This window comes from Bacillus sp. 22-7, from assembly GCF_010628845.1.
Taxonomy (GTDB): domain Bacteria; phylum Bacillota; class Bacilli; order Bacillales; family Cytobacillaceae; genus Cytobacillus; species Cytobacillus firmus_B.
This window is the reverse complement of record NZ_NJQY01000004.1, coordinates 213,785-230,498: the sequence shown is the minus strand read 5'-3', so window position 1 is coordinate 230,498 and position 16,714 is coordinate 213,785. Positions and strand designations below refer to the sequence as shown.

General features: G+C 42.5%; 16 protein-coding genes. 5 read left to right on the top strand and 11 right to left on the bottom strand.

Annotated features, from left to right (window positions below; genetic code table 11):
• Positions 1 to 88 precede the first annotated feature (88 nt).
• The 4 genes from CE058_RS03040 to CE058_RS03025 form a co-directional block, all read right to left on the bottom strand.
• Positions 89 to 244, bottom strand: a complete 156-nt coding sequence (locus CE058_RS03040) for a DUF1540 domain-containing protein (protein WP_076260238.1) — start codon at positions 242 to 244, stop codon at positions 89 to 91.
• 103 nt (positions 245 to 347) lie between these two features.
• On the bottom strand, positions 348 to 767 hold the full coding sequence (locus CE058_RS03035; RefSeq protein WP_204260501.1) for a YhfM domain-containing protein: 420 nt from the start codon (positions 765 to 767) through the stop codon (positions 348 to 350).
• 360 nt (positions 768 to 1,127) lie between these two features.
• A complete protein-coding gene (locus CE058_RS03030; protein WP_163140215.1) occupies positions 1,128 to 2,105 on the bottom strand; it encodes a tRNA dihydrouridine synthase in 978 nt (325 codons plus the stop codon).
• Positions 2,106 to 2,296: 191 nt separating this feature from the next.
• Positions 2,297 to 2,425, bottom strand: coding sequence for a conserved phage C-terminal domain-containing protein (locus tag CE058_RS03025; RefSeq protein ID WP_163140213.1), 129 nt, complete (start codon positions 2,423 to 2,425; stop codon positions 2,297 to 2,299).
• A 209-nt stretch (positions 2,426 to 2,634) separates the two neighbouring features.
• On the opposite strand from CE058_RS03025, the gene CE058_RS03020 reads away from it, so the two are divergent.
• Positions 2,635 to 4,377 (top strand): ABC transporter ATP-binding protein, encoded by a 1,743-nt coding sequence (locus CE058_RS03020; RefSeq protein ID WP_163140211.1) that lies wholly within the window; start codon positions 2,635 to 2,637, stop codon positions 4,375 to 4,377.
• A gap of 125 nt (positions 4,378 to 4,502) precedes the next feature.
• On the opposite strand, the gene rlmD is transcribed toward CE058_RS03020, so the two are convergent.
• The 5 genes from rlmD to CE058_RS02995 form a co-directional block, all read right to left on the bottom strand.
• Positions 4,503 to 5,891 carry a 23S rRNA (uracil(1939)-C(5))-methyltransferase RlmD gene (rlmD, locus tag CE058_RS03015; RefSeq protein ID WP_163140209.1) on the bottom strand — a complete coding sequence of 463 codons (1,389 nt, stop codon included), beginning with the start codon at positions 5,889 to 5,891 and terminating at the stop codon, positions 4,503 to 4,505.
• A gap of 19 nt (positions 5,892 to 5,910) precedes the next feature.
• A complete protein-coding gene (locus CE058_RS03010) occupies positions 5,911 to 6,792 on the bottom strand; it encodes a DNA-3-methyladenine glycosylase family protein (protein WP_204260500.1) in 882 nt (293 codons plus the stop codon).
• Between the two features lie 103 nt (positions 6,793 to 6,895).
• On the bottom strand, positions 6,896 to 7,687 hold the full coding sequence (pdaA, locus tag CE058_RS03005) for a delta-lactam-biosynthetic de-N-acetylase (protein WP_048010409.1): 792 nt from the start codon (positions 7,685 to 7,687) through the stop codon (positions 6,896 to 6,898).
• Between the two features lie 118 nt (positions 7,688 to 7,805).
• Positions 7,806 to 9,359 carry a fumarate hydratase gene (locus CE058_RS03000; RefSeq protein ID WP_163140205.1) on the bottom strand — a complete coding sequence of 518 codons (1,554 nt, stop codon included), beginning with the start codon at positions 9,357 to 9,359 and terminating at the stop codon, positions 7,806 to 7,808.
• A 177-nt stretch (positions 9,360 to 9,536) separates the two neighbouring features.
• Positions 9,537 to 9,719 carry an SE1561 family protein gene (locus tag CE058_RS02995; RefSeq protein WP_035326476.1) on the bottom strand — a complete coding sequence of 61 codons (183 nt, stop codon included), beginning with the start codon at positions 9,717 to 9,719 and terminating at the stop codon, positions 9,537 to 9,539.
• 174 nt (positions 9,720 to 9,893) lie between these two features.
• On the opposite strand from CE058_RS02995, the gene CE058_RS02990 reads away from it, so the two are divergent.
• The 3 genes from CE058_RS02990 to CE058_RS02980 all read left to right on the top strand — a co-directional run bounded on the left by CE058_RS02990 (position 9,894) and on the right by CE058_RS02980 (position 12,454).
• Positions 9,894 to 10,412 carry a DUF421 domain-containing protein gene (locus CE058_RS02990; protein ID WP_048010411.1) on the top strand — a complete coding sequence of 173 codons (519 nt, stop codon included), beginning with the start codon at positions 9,894 to 9,896 and terminating at the stop codon, positions 10,410 to 10,412.
• Positions 10,413 to 11,000: 588 nt separating this feature from the next.
• Positions 11,001 to 11,798 (top strand): phosphotransferase, encoded by a 798-nt coding sequence (locus CE058_RS02985; RefSeq protein ID WP_163140203.1) that lies wholly within the window; start codon positions 11,001 to 11,003, stop codon positions 11,796 to 11,798.
• A gap of 197 nt (positions 11,799 to 11,995) precedes the next feature.
• Positions 11,996 to 12,454: a 2-thiouracil desulfurase family protein gene (locus CE058_RS02980; RefSeq protein WP_163140201.1), complete on the top strand. Its 459-nt coding sequence runs from the start codon at positions 11,996 to 11,998 to the stop codon at positions 12,452 to 12,454.
• A gap of 227 nt (positions 12,455 to 12,681) precedes the next feature.
• Here CE058_RS02980 and ggt read toward each other — a convergent pair whose 3' ends face one another.
• Positions 12,682 to 14,388 carry a gamma-glutamyltransferase gene (gene ggt, locus CE058_RS02975; RefSeq protein ID WP_048010414.1) on the bottom strand — a complete coding sequence of 569 codons (1,707 nt, stop codon included), beginning with the start codon at positions 14,386 to 14,388 and terminating at the stop codon, positions 12,682 to 12,684.
• Positions 14,389 to 14,525: 137 nt separating this feature from the next.
• Positions 14,526 to 15,155 (bottom strand): hypothetical protein, encoded by a 630-nt coding sequence (locus tag CE058_RS02970; RefSeq protein ID WP_048010415.1) that lies wholly within the window; start codon positions 15,153 to 15,155, stop codon positions 14,526 to 14,528.
• A gap of 171 nt (positions 15,156 to 15,326) precedes the next feature.
• Here CE058_RS02970 and yfkAB point away from each other — a divergent pair, with 171 nt between their 5' ends.
• Positions 15,327 to 16,442: a radical SAM/CxCxxxxC motif protein YfkAB gene (yfkAB, locus tag CE058_RS02965; RefSeq protein WP_163140199.1), complete on the top strand. Its 1,116-nt coding sequence runs from the start codon at positions 15,327 to 15,329 to the stop codon at positions 16,440 to 16,442.
• The last annotated feature ends 272 nt before the right edge of the window (positions 16,443 to 16,714 follow it).

Below are 16,714 nucleotides of genomic sequence, written 5' to 3'. Positions count from 1 at the left end.
TCTAAAACATAGCGGGCATCTTTTTGTATGTAAAAAAACCTGACCGCTGGAATTATTCTAATCCTCCGGCGGTCAGGCTTTCTCATGCTTATGCATCTTGCTCAAACGTTTTACAGGCTGTTTCCTCTATTTCATCCGCTTCCCGGCCATTCTGGCCAATCACATAAATAGAGTCAGCTACACATTTATCACCTTCAGCCCAGTACTTACAGTTTTCCACGTTACACAAAACTTCTACTTCCATTTTTGGCCACCTCCTTTTGGTTTAGTGATTATATACCCCTTTTTCGGATAGTTAACCATATGGGATAATGTTCCAAATGGAGGCGGAATGGCCATGGAGTGAGTTAGTCTGAGAGGATTAGGCTTCTTAGTTTCTTTGTCATTTCGGGTGAAGTCTGGTAAATATCTTCGTTGGTAATATACATGAAGGCGCTCTTTTCATTATTCTCGCCGAGCCATAAATGAATGCCGTGAGAAGGAGGATCTCCTTTGTATTCAACTGCTATATCATACTCAGGTTTCCTGATATCTGTCTTCCCTGACTGTTTTACAGCCGTTGTTATTGCTTTTTCAAATACAGCGATCGATTTTCTATCCTTGAAAGAGATAATACTTTCTTCGTTTATTCCGCCTAAACCCTCTGATTTTGAAACTTTAATTTCACTGATTTCTTCATCAAGCAGAACCATTGTTTCAGCTGATTGACAGGCTGTTATGATTGCAAAAGAAAGTACCATGAATTTGCATAATAAAAAAGCTTTCATCCTCATACCTCAAGTTTAATATTTTGATTCTTTTCCTATATATTGGTGTTTTCACTTAGCAATACTGTCCGTTGATTTCCGCTCCAGGCTGCTCAGCGAACCGCGGGGCGGGCGGTGAGCCTCCTCGGCGCTGCACGTCTGCGGGGTCTCACCTGTCCCGCTACTCCCGCAGGACATTGAATAAGCTCTCTTGAGTAAACACCGCACGAAGAAAATGCGAATGCATTTTCGAGGATCTCGCACCTTCTCTCTCCAATCAACTCAGTAAATATAATATAAAAAGCAACAAACCATGTGAAGAAAGCCAAAATTTATTTTTAAAAAAGGAGGATGGACCGCTAGCCCATCCTCCTTAAGAATTCAATTATTGTTTTCAAGGTTCTGTGACGCAAAGGCATCTAGCAATTCACGCACTTCATTTGTTGACCTTGTGTTCATCAAATGATTTCTCAGTGCACTTGCCCCTGGAAATCCTTTGACATAGATCTTGAAGAAGCGGTGAAGAGCCGTGAACGGCCGCAGCTCTAAATGTGAATATTGATCATGGAGATCCATATGCAATCTTAAGAGGTCCAGCAATTCCTCACTAGTATGATCTTTCTTCTCCTTTTCAAAGGCAAAAGGATTATGGAATATGCCGCGTCCAATCATGACTCCATCAATCCCGTATTTCTCGGCAAGCTCCAAGCCCTTTTGACGATCAGGAATATCTCCATTGATGGTCAAAAGTGTATCCGGTGCCACCTGGTCACGAAGTTCCTTAATCTCCGGAATCAGCTCCCAATGCGCCGGCACTTTGCTCATTTCGTCCCGTGTACGCAGATGGATGGAAAGGTTAGCAATGTCCTGCACCAAAATATGCTTCAGCCAGTCCTTCCATTCGTCTACCTCCGTGAAGCCAAGCCGTGTCTTTACACTTACCGGCAAACCTCCTGCTTTGGCTGCCTGAATTAGTTCTGCTGCCAGTTCGGGACGGCGGATCAGCCCGCTTCCCTTCCCATTCTGGGTCACATTGGGGACCGGACAGCCCATATTGATATCCAATCCCTTAAAACCCATTTCCGCCATCCCAATACTCATTTGACGGAAGTATTCAGGCTTATCTCCCCAGATATGTGCTACAATTGGCTGTTCATCCTCAGTAAAAGTCAAACGCCCGCGCACACTATTGACCCCCTCAGGGTGACAATAACTATCTGAGTTTGTAAACTCAGTAAAAAACACATCAGGTCTTGCTGCTTCACTCACCACATGGCGGAAAACAACATCTGTCACCTCTTCCATGGGTGCCAGTATAAAAAATGGCCGCGGTAACTCACGCCAGAAATTTTCTTTCATCTTTACATTCCAATCCTCTCATTAAGGGATATCATACTAACCCATATCCCAAAATTAAAAAGCAGCCTATTTCAGCTACTTATACACTTATACCATGGTTGGTCACTTTTTATCAAACTGCCTGAAGAGGTTTCACATTAGATATTTTTTCCTTAGTTTTTAATCAGCGGCTCTTTAGCAAGTCCATTTAGTCAGTCAAGGTTAAAATCTTCCTCCCGCAGCTGTTTCGCTTGCGGCTTATGATTTAAATACGCTTCAAATTTTGAGCCAAACAGTGTTTCAGGTCTCAGGTAGCGGGAATATTGCGGTCTATCTTCCACTCATGTTTTAGGCGCATTAGTTTTACGAATATTCTGTACATATTTATTGCAATTAGATTATAATTTTCTTATCAATGATTAAGGAGGAATTTCAATGAGAAACATCATGAACAAAACCGTACAAACATATAAGGGGGAAACACTTCTTTAATTGTAACGGTGTACTCCCTTATATGTGTTTATTTAAATAACACATAAAGGGGTAACTCATGGATTCTTCAGTCAAAAAATTTTTCTCTTATTATAAGCCTTATCAAAAATTGTTTTTATCCGTATTGGCATGTGCCTTTATCGTCTCCGCCTTGTCTTTGTTGTTTCCACTTCTCGTAAGGTATATTACAAAGGACGTCCTTGAAGGGAACCTATCAATCGCATTAAATAAAGTGTTTTGGATTGGCGGGCTGATGCTTGTTCTAACCGCAATCCAAAATCTTGCGAATTACTTTGTTGACTTTAAAGGACATGAATTAGGTGCTCGCATGGAAAGCCACCTGCGCAGCGAACTGTTTGAGCACATGCAAAAACTCTCTTTCAGTTTTTACGATAAAGAAAAAATCGGCAAGCTCATGTCGAGGATTACGAACGACCTGTTGATGCTTTCAGAGCTATACCATCATGCACCTGAAGATTATCTAAAATACCTGGTTCGTTTAGTCGGGGCGTTTGTCATCTTGTTCTTCATTAATGCCCCCTTGACGATTATTGTATTTTGCTTTTTGCCGTTCTTGGGTTTTTTTATTTTTCAGCTCAACAAGATTGAAAACAGGATATTAAGAAGAAACAAAGAAAGGATTGCCGACGTAAACGCTCAGGTGGAGGATAGTCTGGCTGGCATCCGCGTTGTAAAATCGTTCACCAATGAAAAGGTGGAAATTAAGAAATTTACTCGTGAAAATAACCTCTTCCTTGAAAGCAGGATAGCCTTCTATAAAGCAGAAGCGATTTTTTACAATGGGGTACAAACGTTTATCCAGCTGATTACGATTGCAGTTATTATTTTCGGCAGTGCCAGTATTGTAAAAAACACACTTGATTTAGCAGATTTACTTACTTTTTTGTTGTATATAAATTTTATGCTTGAACCGATTCAAAAAATGGTTCATATGAGCACACAACTCCAGGAAGGCATCACCGGCTTTCAGCGCTTTCTGGAAATTATGAATCTAAAGCCCGCAATCGAAAGCAAACCGAATGCCGTGAGCCTCCAGAAAGTCCTTGGTGAAATTGAATTCAGGCATGTTCAATTCCGCTATGAAGACCATTTGGATCATGTTTTGGAAAATATGTCGGTTAAAATAAATCCGGGAGAATACGTTGCCTTGGTCGGCCCTTCGGGTGCAGGCAAAACGACTTTCTGCTCTCTTATCCCCCGCTTTTATGATGTAACTGACGGCAAGGTAATGCTGGACGGAATTGATATCCGTGAAATCGATCTTTATTCATTAAGAAAAAACATCGGTATCGTTCAACAGGATGTGTACCTGTTTGCAGGAACGGTAATGGAAAATATCCGTTACGGGAATCCCAATGCAAGTGATGAGGAAATTATCTTTGCGGCCCAGTCCGCTAATGCACATGACTTTATCATGAAGCTGCCGAACGGTTACCAATCTGAAATTGGTCAGCGGGGGGTCAGGCTTTCGGGCGGACAAAAGCAGCGGCTTAGCATTGCCCGCGTGTTCCTTAAGAATCCCCCAATCCTTATCTTGGATGAAGCAACGAGTGCACTAGATAACGAAAGCGAAAGCATCATTAAGGACTCACTGGAATTGCTCGCAAAAGGGCGAACAACCCTCGTTATTGCCCACCGCCTTTCAACAGTTCGGAACGCACAGCGGATTATCGTTTTGACTGAGGAGGGTATTGTCGAAGAAGGAACACATGATGTGCTGCTTGAAAAGCATGGAGCATATTCAAACCTCTACTCCAAACAGTTTGAATCAATATTGTAATTTTCTTGGTAACTCGGCTCTTAAAAAAGGGCCGAGTTTTTTCCAGCTTTCAAAGCTAATATCTAAAAAAGGATATTCCTTAGCAGGAGTCCGTTCAACAAACAAAAAGACAACTCCCGAATGGGTCAGTTGCCTTCTTTTAATATTATTTGCGCGACCACTTCAACATGCGCTGTCTGCGGAAACATATCCACAGGCTGAATGCCATTTACTTTATATTTGGAACTTAGGACTGAAATATCCTTCGCCAATGTGGATGGATTACACGAAACATAAACCACTTTCTTCGGCTGGACTTTCAAAATAGTCTTTAACAGCTGCTGGTCCAGTCCTGTTCTTGGCGGATCGACGATGATGACGTCCGGCTTCCAGCCTTCTTTTGTCCATTTCGGAAGCCATTCTTCTGCTTTGCCGACCACGTATTGGGCATGCTTGATTCCATGGCGGGCAGCATTTTTCTTGGCGTCTTCAATGGATTCCCTGATGATATCCATGCCGCGGATTTCCGCTGCCTGATCGGCTACCCATAGTCCGATCGTTCCGACGCCGCAGTATGCGTCAGCTACTTTTTCTTTGCCGGTTAAAGCCGCTGCTCTCTTGACTTCATTATAAAGTTTTACAGTCTGTTCAGGGTTCAGCTGGAAGAAAGTCCGGGCCGATAGTTCAAATTGAAGGTCTCCAAGTGTTTCCTGGATAAAGTCGCTTCCATCCAGATTCGTGGTTTCCTGTCCAAAAATAATGGAGGTTTTTTCACCGTTCACGTTTTGGATGATGGACTTTACTTCAGGCAGCTCACTTTTTATTTTTTCGATAATAATCTCTTTTTTAGGAAGCTCTTTTTGAGCTGTAATTAATACTATTTGAAGCTCGCCTGTCTGTATCCCCACCCTGGCAACGATGGTTCTCACGATGCCTTTGCGGTTTCTCTCATTATAAATGGGGATTCGCAGGTCCTGAAGAATCCGCTTCACTGCTTCTGTTGCCTTTGTTGTCTGCGGATGCTGGACCGCACAGTGCTCAATATTAATCAGGCGGTGCGAATTCATGCCATATAAACCGGCCAGCACCTTCCCGTCTTTTTGGCCGACCTGGAACTGGCTTTTATTTCTGTAGCTCCATGGATCTTCCATTCCAATGGTTTCTTTTATGTCCAGCTTTTCAGGATTAAGCTTTGTATGCCGTTCTAAAGCTTGAATAATGATATCCCGCTTTTCTTTCAGCTGCTGATCATAGCGGAGATGCTGCAGCTGGCAGCCGCCGCACTCATGATAGACCGGACATGGAGGCTGGACGCGAAACTCCGATTTTTTGCGGATTTTCTTGATTTTGGCCTCAGAAAACTTTGGATTTACCTTTGTGGCTTCTGCTACAATTTCCTCGCCAGGCAGTGCCCCAGGGACAAATACAACCTGCCTTTTAAAATATCCGACACCTTCACCATTGATGCCAAGCCTTTTAATTGTCAGCGGGAACGTCTGCTTTAGTTTTAATTTAGCTGTTTGTTCTGATTTCATGATCCTTCATCACTCCAAATTACTCGATGCTTCTCCACAAATAAAGCGAAGCATAGCTCAAATAAGGATTCCAGCTCTTTGAAAATGTCTCCATCTCCTCCAGAGTCGGTTTCGCTTCTAATTTATATAATTTTTTCAAGGCATTTTGGATGCCTATGTCTGCAGCCGGAAAAAGATTTGGCCGGCCAAGCCCGAACATTAAGAAATTCTGGACAGTCCAGGGACCGACACCGCGCAATTTGATCAGTTTATCATAAATTTCTTCATCTGAAAGGTTTTTAAGCTCATCAAAGTTTATATTTCCAGCGGCTGTTTCTTTTGCAATGCCAATGACATATTCCGCCTTCCGTCCGCTGAACTGCAGTTCCCTCAGGTCCTCCACCTTAAGTTCTGCCACTTTTTCAGGCAGCGGATAGAACCACACACCGTTTTGTTCAAATCCATAGGTTTTCACAAACCGTTCTGTTAATGTATGTGCAAACGCAAGGTTCAGCTGCTGGTGGATAATGCATTTCAAGATACAGCCGTATGGATCAAAGTCGAGCACAATAGGGGTTCCATAATGCGCTTCAAATATCGGCTGTAATTCTGTGTTTTGAAAATGCCTGTGAATGGTCTCAACCGGCAGATGCCATTGAAATATTTCCGATAAGCGCTCTGCTGCTTTTTCTTTAAGGAGGCCATCCGTTCCGGAAATTAAAAATTCCGGCTGTTCCGTCGTTCCGATTGCCTTTACTTCTGCCACAACCGGCTGACGCTTAAGCATCATGGGCACTCTCACAGACCTTTCCTCTATATTAACCTGATTAAGAGGATCGTTTGAAAGCCTGTCCAGTACAAGATCAAAATTATAAGGTCCTTCTACTTGTATCTTTTCCAAGAAGAATCCGTCCTTTATCATTTTCCCCGATTATAGCATTTTTTCGCTAAATTTGTTTACCTATGCAAAAATAGACCCTGACGAGCCGGGTCTATTTCTGCGATCATTGTATTTCTGCCAAACTTCAGTACAGCATCCGCTCCCCAATCGCCTGCTCCCATGTCAAGTCGTCCAGGCTCTTAAACGTGTACCCGCGTTTTTTCAGATCCTGGATGGCTTTTTCAAGAGCATCGGCATTGTCCTTGGAGACTGTGTGCAGAAGCAGAATACAGCCAGGGTGGATCTGGCGCATAATATTGTCATATGAATACTGCCAGCCCTTCTGCCGGTCAGTGTGCCAGTCTACAAAAGCAAGTGACCAGAATACGTGCGTGTAACCTTCCTTTTTAGCAAGAGCCAATGTACGCTCACTGAATATCCCGCGCGGCGGCCGCAAATAAGCCATTTGCTTAACACCAGTCAGCTTTTCGGTTTCAGCACGGACCATTTCAAGCTCTTTGATAAATTTCTCATCGCTCACTCTTGTCATATCAGGATGATGCCAGGAGTGATTGCCTATTATATGCCCTTCAGATGCCATCCTCTTGACGAGATCCGGTGCGCTTTTTAAATAATGGCCTGTTACAAAAAAAGCTGCAGGGACATTTTCCTTTTTTAAAACGTCCAGAACCTGTCCGGTATAGCCGTTTTCATATCCATTATCGAATGTTAAATAGATCTCCTTTTTGCTTGTATCGCCTTTATAATAAGAGCCATGCCGTTCAAGGAGTGAATCGAGCGGCTTGCCTGCTTCAGCGGGCACCTCATTTTTAGCCTTTTTAAATCCCCAATGAACCGGTGAATTGCCATAGTTCGCATAAGCTGTTCCGGAAAAAAACAGAATAAAAACACTCAGGAAGATACTTAATTTTTTCATCTGAGCTCCTCCAATATTTTTTCTTAGTGTTTGTGAATGAAAAAAAAACATTCACAGGGACGGCTGGCAAAAATGCACAAAAAAAGAGAGACCGCATGCAGTCTCTCTCGTTCCAATATTAAAATACACGCTCTTTAAATTGAGCCAATTTCTCAAGTGAAGATTTATCTACATCACGATGAAGGCTGTTGCCGTGTGAATCCATTGTCACCACTGCGGTAAAGCCTTCAACCTTAAGGTGCCACATAGCTTCAGGAATGCCGAATTCCATCAGGTCCACACCTTCAACAGACTTGATGCAGTCTGCATAATATTGTGCAGCTCCGCCAATCGCATTTAAATAAACGCCGCCATGCTCCTGAAGTGCTGCCAATGTTTTCGGCCCCATTCCGCCTTTTCCGATTACAGCACGGATGCCAAACTTTTTCATGATATCGCCCTGATAAGGCTCCTCACGGATACTTGTAGTCGGACCGGCTGCTTTTACATGCCACTTGCCGTCTTCATCCTTCATCATAACCGGACCGCAGTGATAAATAACCTGTCCATTAAGGTCAACTGGTGCATCATTGTCCATTAAGTGGTGGTGGATGGCGTCGCGCCCAGTGTACATCATGCCGTTGATTTGAACGACATCACCGACCTTAAGACTGCGAATCTGTTCTTCCGTGATTGGCGCCTGCAGTGTCACGATGTTTGTTTGCTCAGCTGTTTCTGCTGCTGCCGCTGTCTCAAGCTCAGCTTCAGTTGCACCAAAGTCGATGTGCTCGCCTTCCTGGTACATCCATTCATTAATTTCGCCTGTTTCCATGCTGATTGCCACGCCAAGACGGCGGAACGCCCAGCAATTATAAGCAACAGATACGAAGAAGCTGGCAGGAATGCGGTTCATCACACCGACCTTACAGCCTAGGAGTGTTGTTTCCCCGCCGAAGCCCATTGTTCCGATGCCAAGCTCATTGGCATTTTCCATCACATAGTCTTCAAGCTTGCGAAGATCTTCATTCGGGTTCACATCATCTACAGAACGGAACAGCTGCTCTTTCGCCAGGTCGTAGCCTGAAGAGCGGTCTCCCCCGATTCCCACACCGATGAAACCGGCGCTGCAGCCTTGTCCCTGGGCCTGGTATACAGAGTGCATAATGCACTTGCGGATTCCATCCAAGTCGCGTCCAGCGCGGCCAAGGCCGTCAAGTTCACATGGAAGGCTGTATTGGATATTTTTATTTTCACAGCCGCCGCCTTTTAAGATCAGGCGTGCGTCAATATAGTCTTTTTCCCATTGCTCAAATTTAATAACAGGAGTGCCAAAGCCAAGATTGTCCCCGCTGTTGGCTCCTGTCAAAGAATCAACAGAGTTCGGGCGAAGTTTTCCGTCCTTGGTTGCCTGGGCAATTGCGTTTTTGATCGCTTCTTTCATAACCAGCTGGTTCGCACCGACAGGCGTCTTGATTTTGAATGTCGGCAAGCCGGTATCCTGGCAGATTGGCGACACATTATCATCGGCCATTTTAATATTATTCGTAATCGTATCCAGGCTCATCGCCGCTCTCGTGCCGGCATTTTCTCTTTCTTTCGCTGATTTAATCGCACGGCGCACGTCACGCGGAAGATTCGTGGATGTCTCAACGATTAGCTGATACATGCTTTCCTGAAATTTGTCGATATTCATTGCTTTAGTCCCCTTCCCTTTGCTCCCTATATCGCTATATCTTTTATGAAAATTATAATTATTAATCGTCTACCATTATACTCCTATCTGATGTGTATTTAAAGATAAAGGTTGCAATCGGTTACAGGATGAAAAAGGAATTTTCAGCAAAAAAAAAGAGCCCTCAGGCTCCTATTGTTAATCGCGGTTATTAAATTCACGGCATTTGGATTCGAGGTCATCGATCATTTCAATCAGACGGTCGATGTCTTCAATTTCAGTGTCTTCCGGCTCAATAGCTTCCAGTACGTCCAGGAACATATTTAAGCGCTGTTTTAAAAAAGTAACCTGTGAATTTTTATCTTGAATCGGACTGCCCAAAACGTTCTCTCCTTTCGTCTCGATTACATCCTACATTAAATCTGTTGTTTCAGCAAATAAGTATTTTTACTTAATATACCCGTCAATGCCACCCAACATGAAAACGAATAAAAAATCGTCCGTTTACTGTCTTCCTTTAAAAGGAATAGACACTATATAGAAGGGAGGCAAACCATGCTTTTTTCCAGCTGGCAGGACATTTGGAGAGTTCTCTCGATTGGGGCAATGAGTTATATATTCCTGGTTATATTCCTAAGGATAGCAGGAAAGAGAACGTTAACCAAAATGAATGCATTTGATTTAGTGGTGACAGTTGCCATCGGCTCTACCCTTGCCACTATATTCCTTAATAAACAGGTATCACTTGCCGAGGGGCTGACTGCTTATGTGCTATTGATCGGCCTGCAGTATATCGTTTCCTGGCTATCTCTTCATTCAGACAAATTCAATAAGATCATAAAAGCCAGTCCGGAACTTCTCTATTATAAAGGCCATTTCGTTGAATCGGCTTTAAAAGAGAACAGGGTTTTACAATCAGAAGTGCTGCAGGCAGTGCGCTCCGGCGGTCATTCCTCAATGGATGAAATTGAAGCGGTTGTGTTTGAAACTGACGGCAGTATGTCAGTCATTCAAAAGAGCAGTTCAACCAGCACGATGAGCACCCTTTCAGATATTGGCCAAAAGAAAAGCTGATGCCAAAAAAGGGATAGGGTTCCGTTTTCGGGTGCTTTATTGTGTAAATGACATTAAAACTGACGAGCGAATTGACACACGTCAGTTTCCTTTTTTATTAAGGTTTTTAGCCTATTTCGTCCGTTTTTGACATAGCAATTTGCAATATAATTTATAAGGGACAATACGTATTGTACGATTAAAATGTGGTACTAAAATAGCTGTCATTTTTGATGTCATTTAGGCTGCTGGTAATATTGTTTTCTTATTGAACTAACGGGGCAGAATAATTGAAAACTAATCACACTTCCTTTACCCAATTACTAATATTTGGTATCATTTAATTTGAAGAGGTGTAAAGAAAGGGGAATCTATATTACACATGTGGAATACCTTGAAATGATTATTTAATTGGATACAGACAGGGTGTGGTCCTTAATACTTAAGGATGCGTTTATTTGTCTATCTGAAATCATTCAAGGGATACATGGTGTGGACAATTAAATTCCCATTGCCAAGCAGATATCCTTATATATCTGTTTTTATTTATGGGTAAAAATACATCTCTATTGACACAGACATAACGTCCCTAAGTAGGGGGAATTTTTAATGAAAAGTCAGTACGATAAAGAAGAATTGCTAACTGGAGGGAATGTCTCAAACGTATATCGTTGGGGAGATACTATTCGACGAGAATTAAAGCCTGATAGTGTAAAAATTCATAAGTTATTTCAGCATTTAGAAAGTGAAGGATTCCACTATGCACCGAAGTTTTTAGGTATTGATGAAAAAGATAGAGAGGTATTAACATTTATTGAGGGAGAAGCTGGTAATTATCCTTTAAAAAAATATATGTGGTCTAATGATGCTTTAAAAGAAATAGCAAAAATGCTTCGTCTCTATCATGATGCTGTGAGTAATTTTCCAATCGAAGAGAGTTGGCAGCCAATCGATAACACCCCTCAGCCAATTGAGGTGCTATGTCACAATGATTTTGCCATCTATAACATTATTTTTAAACAGGAAAAGCTAGTAGGGATTATTGATTTTGATCTGGCGGCTCCTGGTCCAAGACTTTGGGATATAGCCTATACTCTATACACGTGTGTACCTTTAAGTAGACTTTATCATACCGAAACAGGTAAGGCAGTTTATTATGATCCAATAAAGGATGCCAACCGTATAAAACAAAGGATTAAATTATTTTTCGAATCCTATGGTATTGAGGGGATAGAAAATGGTTTTTTAGAGATGGTGTTGCTCCGAGTAGAAGGTGTACGTAAAACTATGCAAAGGAAAGCTGAAGAAGGCGATATGGCGTTTCAAAAAATGATCGATGAAGGACATTTTGAACATTATCAAAAGGAACTTCAATTCATTCGTGAACATGGGAAAGAATGGATTTAATAAAAATTTGAACTAATGTATTGTTACAGCGTTAAGCCAAGCGGTTTAACGCTTTTTTAATGTTAAATATACCTGGATAAATATAGTTGAAAAAAGGCAAGTTTCTTTTTTTCTTCTTCGACTAACGGGGCAGGTTAGTTCAACAAAGAAATTTTTGATAAAATTTACTAAGGAAGATTTATTCGGGGGGTATATATATGATATTGGTAAGTTCTTGCTTAGCGGGGTTGAAGGTGAGATATAACGGCACACACAGTTTAAATAATGGAATAGCTAAACTTGTAGAAGAAAATAAAGCTATTACAATATGTCCAGAATTACTCGGTGGATTTTCAACTCCCAGAGAACCTGCTGAAATAATTGGTGGAAACGGAGAAGATGTACTCAATGGAAAGGCTAAAGTAATTGAAAAGTCAGGAAAAGATGTCACGGAACTTTACATAAAAGGTGCTTACGCTACTCTAAATAAAGCTAAAGAAATAAATGCGACCGTAATAGTTCTAAAGGAACACAGCCCATCCTGTGGCAGTTCAATGATTTACAACGGTCAATTCATTGGTAAAAAACTTGAGGGGATGGGCGTTACTTCTGCTTTATTAAAAAGAAATGGATTAAAGGTAATTTCAGAAGAACAATTTGCTGAAACCTTTCTTTAACTAAAATTAGCAGAGATCGTTTGTCCACATTTACCTTATAAGAAAATGCTACTTCTATTTTCAAAGGAAAGTTTGTGAAAGAATGTACTTAAAGTAACGGGTGCTTTAGCTCAATAAGAACGACAAATTAATAACAAAGAAAACTCGCCATTTAGGGGCGAGTTTTGCTTTTTTATGCCATATTGGATGTCAAAAGGACTGCAATTCTGTGCATTTTTTTAAAAGCATCAGCTCTTTATTTGCTCCTCTGTAATTCCGGCTGCCTTCCCTTCACGGCTGGAGTCAGCCGCTCCATATAAACGGCCTTTCTCCCGGTCGATCTGGATGGCCTGAACATTTCCGATCCGGCTTGGCTTATCTCCAAATTCAAATCCCATGGACTCCATTTCTCCCTTGGATTCCATGCTGATGCCCGGCTCCCACTCAATAAGCGGGCCTGTTGTGGCAAAGATCCGGGGCTCTTCAATCGCTTCCTTTAAATTCATGTTATGATCTATAACATTCACAATCGTCTGAAAAACTGAGCCAATAATGGTAGGGCCCCCTGGAGAACCGAGTGTCAGGACAGGCTGATCATCCTTAAACAGAATCGTCGGGCTTTTGCAGCTGACCGGCCTTTTATCCGGTTTCGGTTCATTAATGCCGCCCGGGTTGGCATCAAAGTCTGTAAGTTCGTTGTTTAATAAGAATCCATAGCCTTTCACCATAATTCCTGACCCAAATGGGTGCTCAACGGTTGATGTGCATGCAGCAATATTGCCCCATTGGTCGACAACTGTGAAATGGGTCGTTTCACTTTTCTCTAAATCATCCGGCTGGCGGATAATCTGCTTTGGTTCGCCCTCTTGATATTTCCAAGGGTTCCCAAAATCGATGGCATCATTTCTTCTTTTAAAATTAATGGCTTTGACCCTTTCAGCAATATAATCGTCATGCAGCAGCCCTTCAATCGGGAGATCTGAAAATTCCGGATCACCTGAATACGCAACCTTGTCAGCAAACGCCAATCGCATGGCTTCCGTAATCAGATAGTACTTCTCCCAGGACTTTGGATCATATTGGCTTAAATCAAACTTCTCCAGGATTTTCAGTATTTGAATGACGGTTACACCGCCTGCACTCGGAGGAGCGGACGAAGCAATCTTATAGCCCTTATACTCGCCCCATATCGCTTCATCAATCGTAAGCCTGTAATTCTTCAGGTCCTCAAGCGTCATAAAGCCGCCTTCTTCTTCAAGACTTTTTACAATTGCTTCGGCAATTTCCCCTTCATAAAAAGAAGAAATCCCCTCTTTTTGCAGGATCCGGAAGGTCTGGGCTAAATGATCCTTAACTAACCTGTCGCCCTCCTTCAAGGTTTTGCCTTCAGGGAAATAAAAAGCTTTAGCCTCTTCACCAAGTCTGTAATGAAAGTTCTGAAGAGCTTCCTCCATTACCCAGTTCACTTCCACACCGCTCTCAGCAGCTTCGATTGCCGGCTGGATCAGATCGGCTAGCGGCTTGGATCCATGCTCCTCAAGAGCTGTATCAAAAGCCTTTAAAATACCCGGAATGCCCACTGCTGATCCATGGGTAGAGCGTTTGCGGAAATCGATTACTTCCCCGTTGTCATCAAGGAACATCTCCGGATGCACGCCTTTTGGCGCCCGTGTGTGGCCATCATATATTTTGACATCTTTCTTCTTATTATCATAAACCATTAAAAATCCGCTTCCGCCAATGCCTGTCATCATCGGTTCTACAACATTTAAAGCAAATTGGATGGCTGCAGCAGCATCTACTGCATTGCCGCCCTCCCGCAATATTTTTTCACCAATATCTGTGGCAACTGAGTGAGGACTCACGACCATCCCCGCAGTACCAACAGCTGTTTCTCTTTCGTGTGATTGTTTTTCCATATCGTTTGATAATGATTTCCCTCGTCTATAACCCATAATGTAACCTCCAAAATTGTCCTGTACCTATAATTAAGGGTTACCCCCTCCGTGTATTTATAAAACAACCATCATTAGGAAATAAAACCAATAAAAAATCCTCCACTCATAAGAGCAGAGGATTTTCATATCATCTATTAAAGGTTGTTGCTGTTTTTTTGAGTCTCAGGGCTGTAGGTAACTGCACTTTCACCGCGCTCTGCCGGAAAAGCAGTATTTGTACTGCTCACTGCGCCTGTATCTTGATAGTTTGAGCCTGTGGAAGTTCCACTGTTTTCAACAGGGCTTTCCATTAATTCTGAGCCAGCCTCTTTCACCTTTGAACCGATATCAGCCAGCTCGCTTTTGGCATCCTTCGCTGTTGACATAGCGTCGGTTGACACTTCCTTTACCACATCCATATTGCCGAAAACATCTTCATTGACGCGCTGATATAAACTCTGGGCGTCTTTAATGGCATCTTTCAGGGTATTGGACGCACTCTTGAATTGGTTAATCATGTTTTCCTTTACATCGCCGGGATTTTCCCTTACTTCTGAAATCAGATTTGCTGAAGAGTCCTTAAGATCCATCGCTTTCGTTTTCACTTTCGTTCTTGTTGAGGTATCAAGCATAGCTAAGGCTCCGCCAATAATACCGCCAATCACAATCCCTTTCATCAGCTTGCTGTTTTGTCCATTGTCATAATTCATGTCCATATCCTGACCATAATCAGACCTCAAAGCAGTTGTTGTGTTTGTCGTATTATAAGTGTTATTCTGTTCCATGTTCATATCCTCCTCTTTATTTTAAAAGTGTTTCTCGTTTGATATTAAGTTAATTCCCGCAGGAGGAGAAATTAAACGTTATTATGTCATTTTTAGTACTAACTATCGATTGACAATAGATCCCAAAGATTAAATAATGACAAAGGACTTAGATTTTTTAAGGAGCTACATATGAAAACACAACTTTCACCCATCACACCGGAATATGATCCATGGGAAGCTTATTCCGACATCGTTCAGTACGGAAAAATGGTGCTTTCAAATATTGAATTCACCACAACAGTGTTATGCAATATGCGCTGCGAACATTGCGCTGTCGGCTATACCCTTCAGCCGAAAGATCCTGACGCACTGCCAATCGAGTTACTTCTCAGCAGGCTGGATGAAATTCCCCTTTTAAGATCATTGAGCATAACGGGCGGGGAGCCGATGCTTTCCAAAAAATCGGTTGAAAATTATGTTGCGCCGCTTTTGCGCTACGCACATGACAGAGGGGTCAGGACACAGATTAATTCAAATCTGACGCTGGAGTTAGCCCGTTATGAAAAAATTATTCCATATTTGGATGTCCTTCATATTTCTCATAACTGGGGAACGGAGAAGGACTTTATTGAAGGCGGCTTTGCAATGATGGAACGAAAGCCGACAATAGAGCAGCGTCAGCGCTTATTTTACAGAATGATTGAAAACAGCAGGGAGCTCGTAAAAGCCGGGGTAATGGTTTCCGCTGAAACCATGCTTAATAAACGGACATTGCCTTATCTTGAGAACATCCATAAGCAGATTACGGAAGAAATGAACTGTCAGCGCCATGAGGTGCATCCTATGTACCCCTCAGACTTCGCCTCCTCATTAGAAACGTTAACTCTTGAAGAAATGAGATCAGCCATCCATCATCTTCTCGATGTAAGGAACGAGGATACCTGGATGCTGTTTGGCACCCTGCCCTTTTATGCCTGCAGCAGCGAGAAGGAAGACCTGGAGCTTCTAAGAAGACTGCACTCATCCAAAAATGTGACGGTCCGAAATGATCCTGACGGAAGATCACGTCTTAATGTTAATATTTTCACGGGTGATGTCATTGTCACTGACTTTGGTGATACACCGCCGCTCGGGAATATCCAGACGGATCAGCTTGAGGATATTTATCAGAAATGGAGCAGAACGGAACTCGCCGATTCACTGAACTGTCATTGTGCCGGTATAAAATGCCTTGGCCCTAACGTTCTTGTGAAGAACAGCTATTATAAAGAAACAAATTTTAAGACGCGACGCTCGAATATCTAAAAAAATCAGCCAGCCCGAATGTTGGGCTGGCTTTACTAATTACAAAAACATCAATTTTGAACGTCGATAACTGTCTAGCTCCACAAGAAACGCTTCGACAGCATCATCATCGCACGGCTAAAAGCGTTAGCTTTTAGGAGGAGCGCCTACCCCCTCAAGGTGAGGCCCCCAGGACAAGGAAGGCTTCGACAGCATAATCATCGCACGACCGAAAGCGACAGCTTTTGGGAGGATGGGGGTCATGCAGACGTTGCCACAGGATGTGGCGTTCT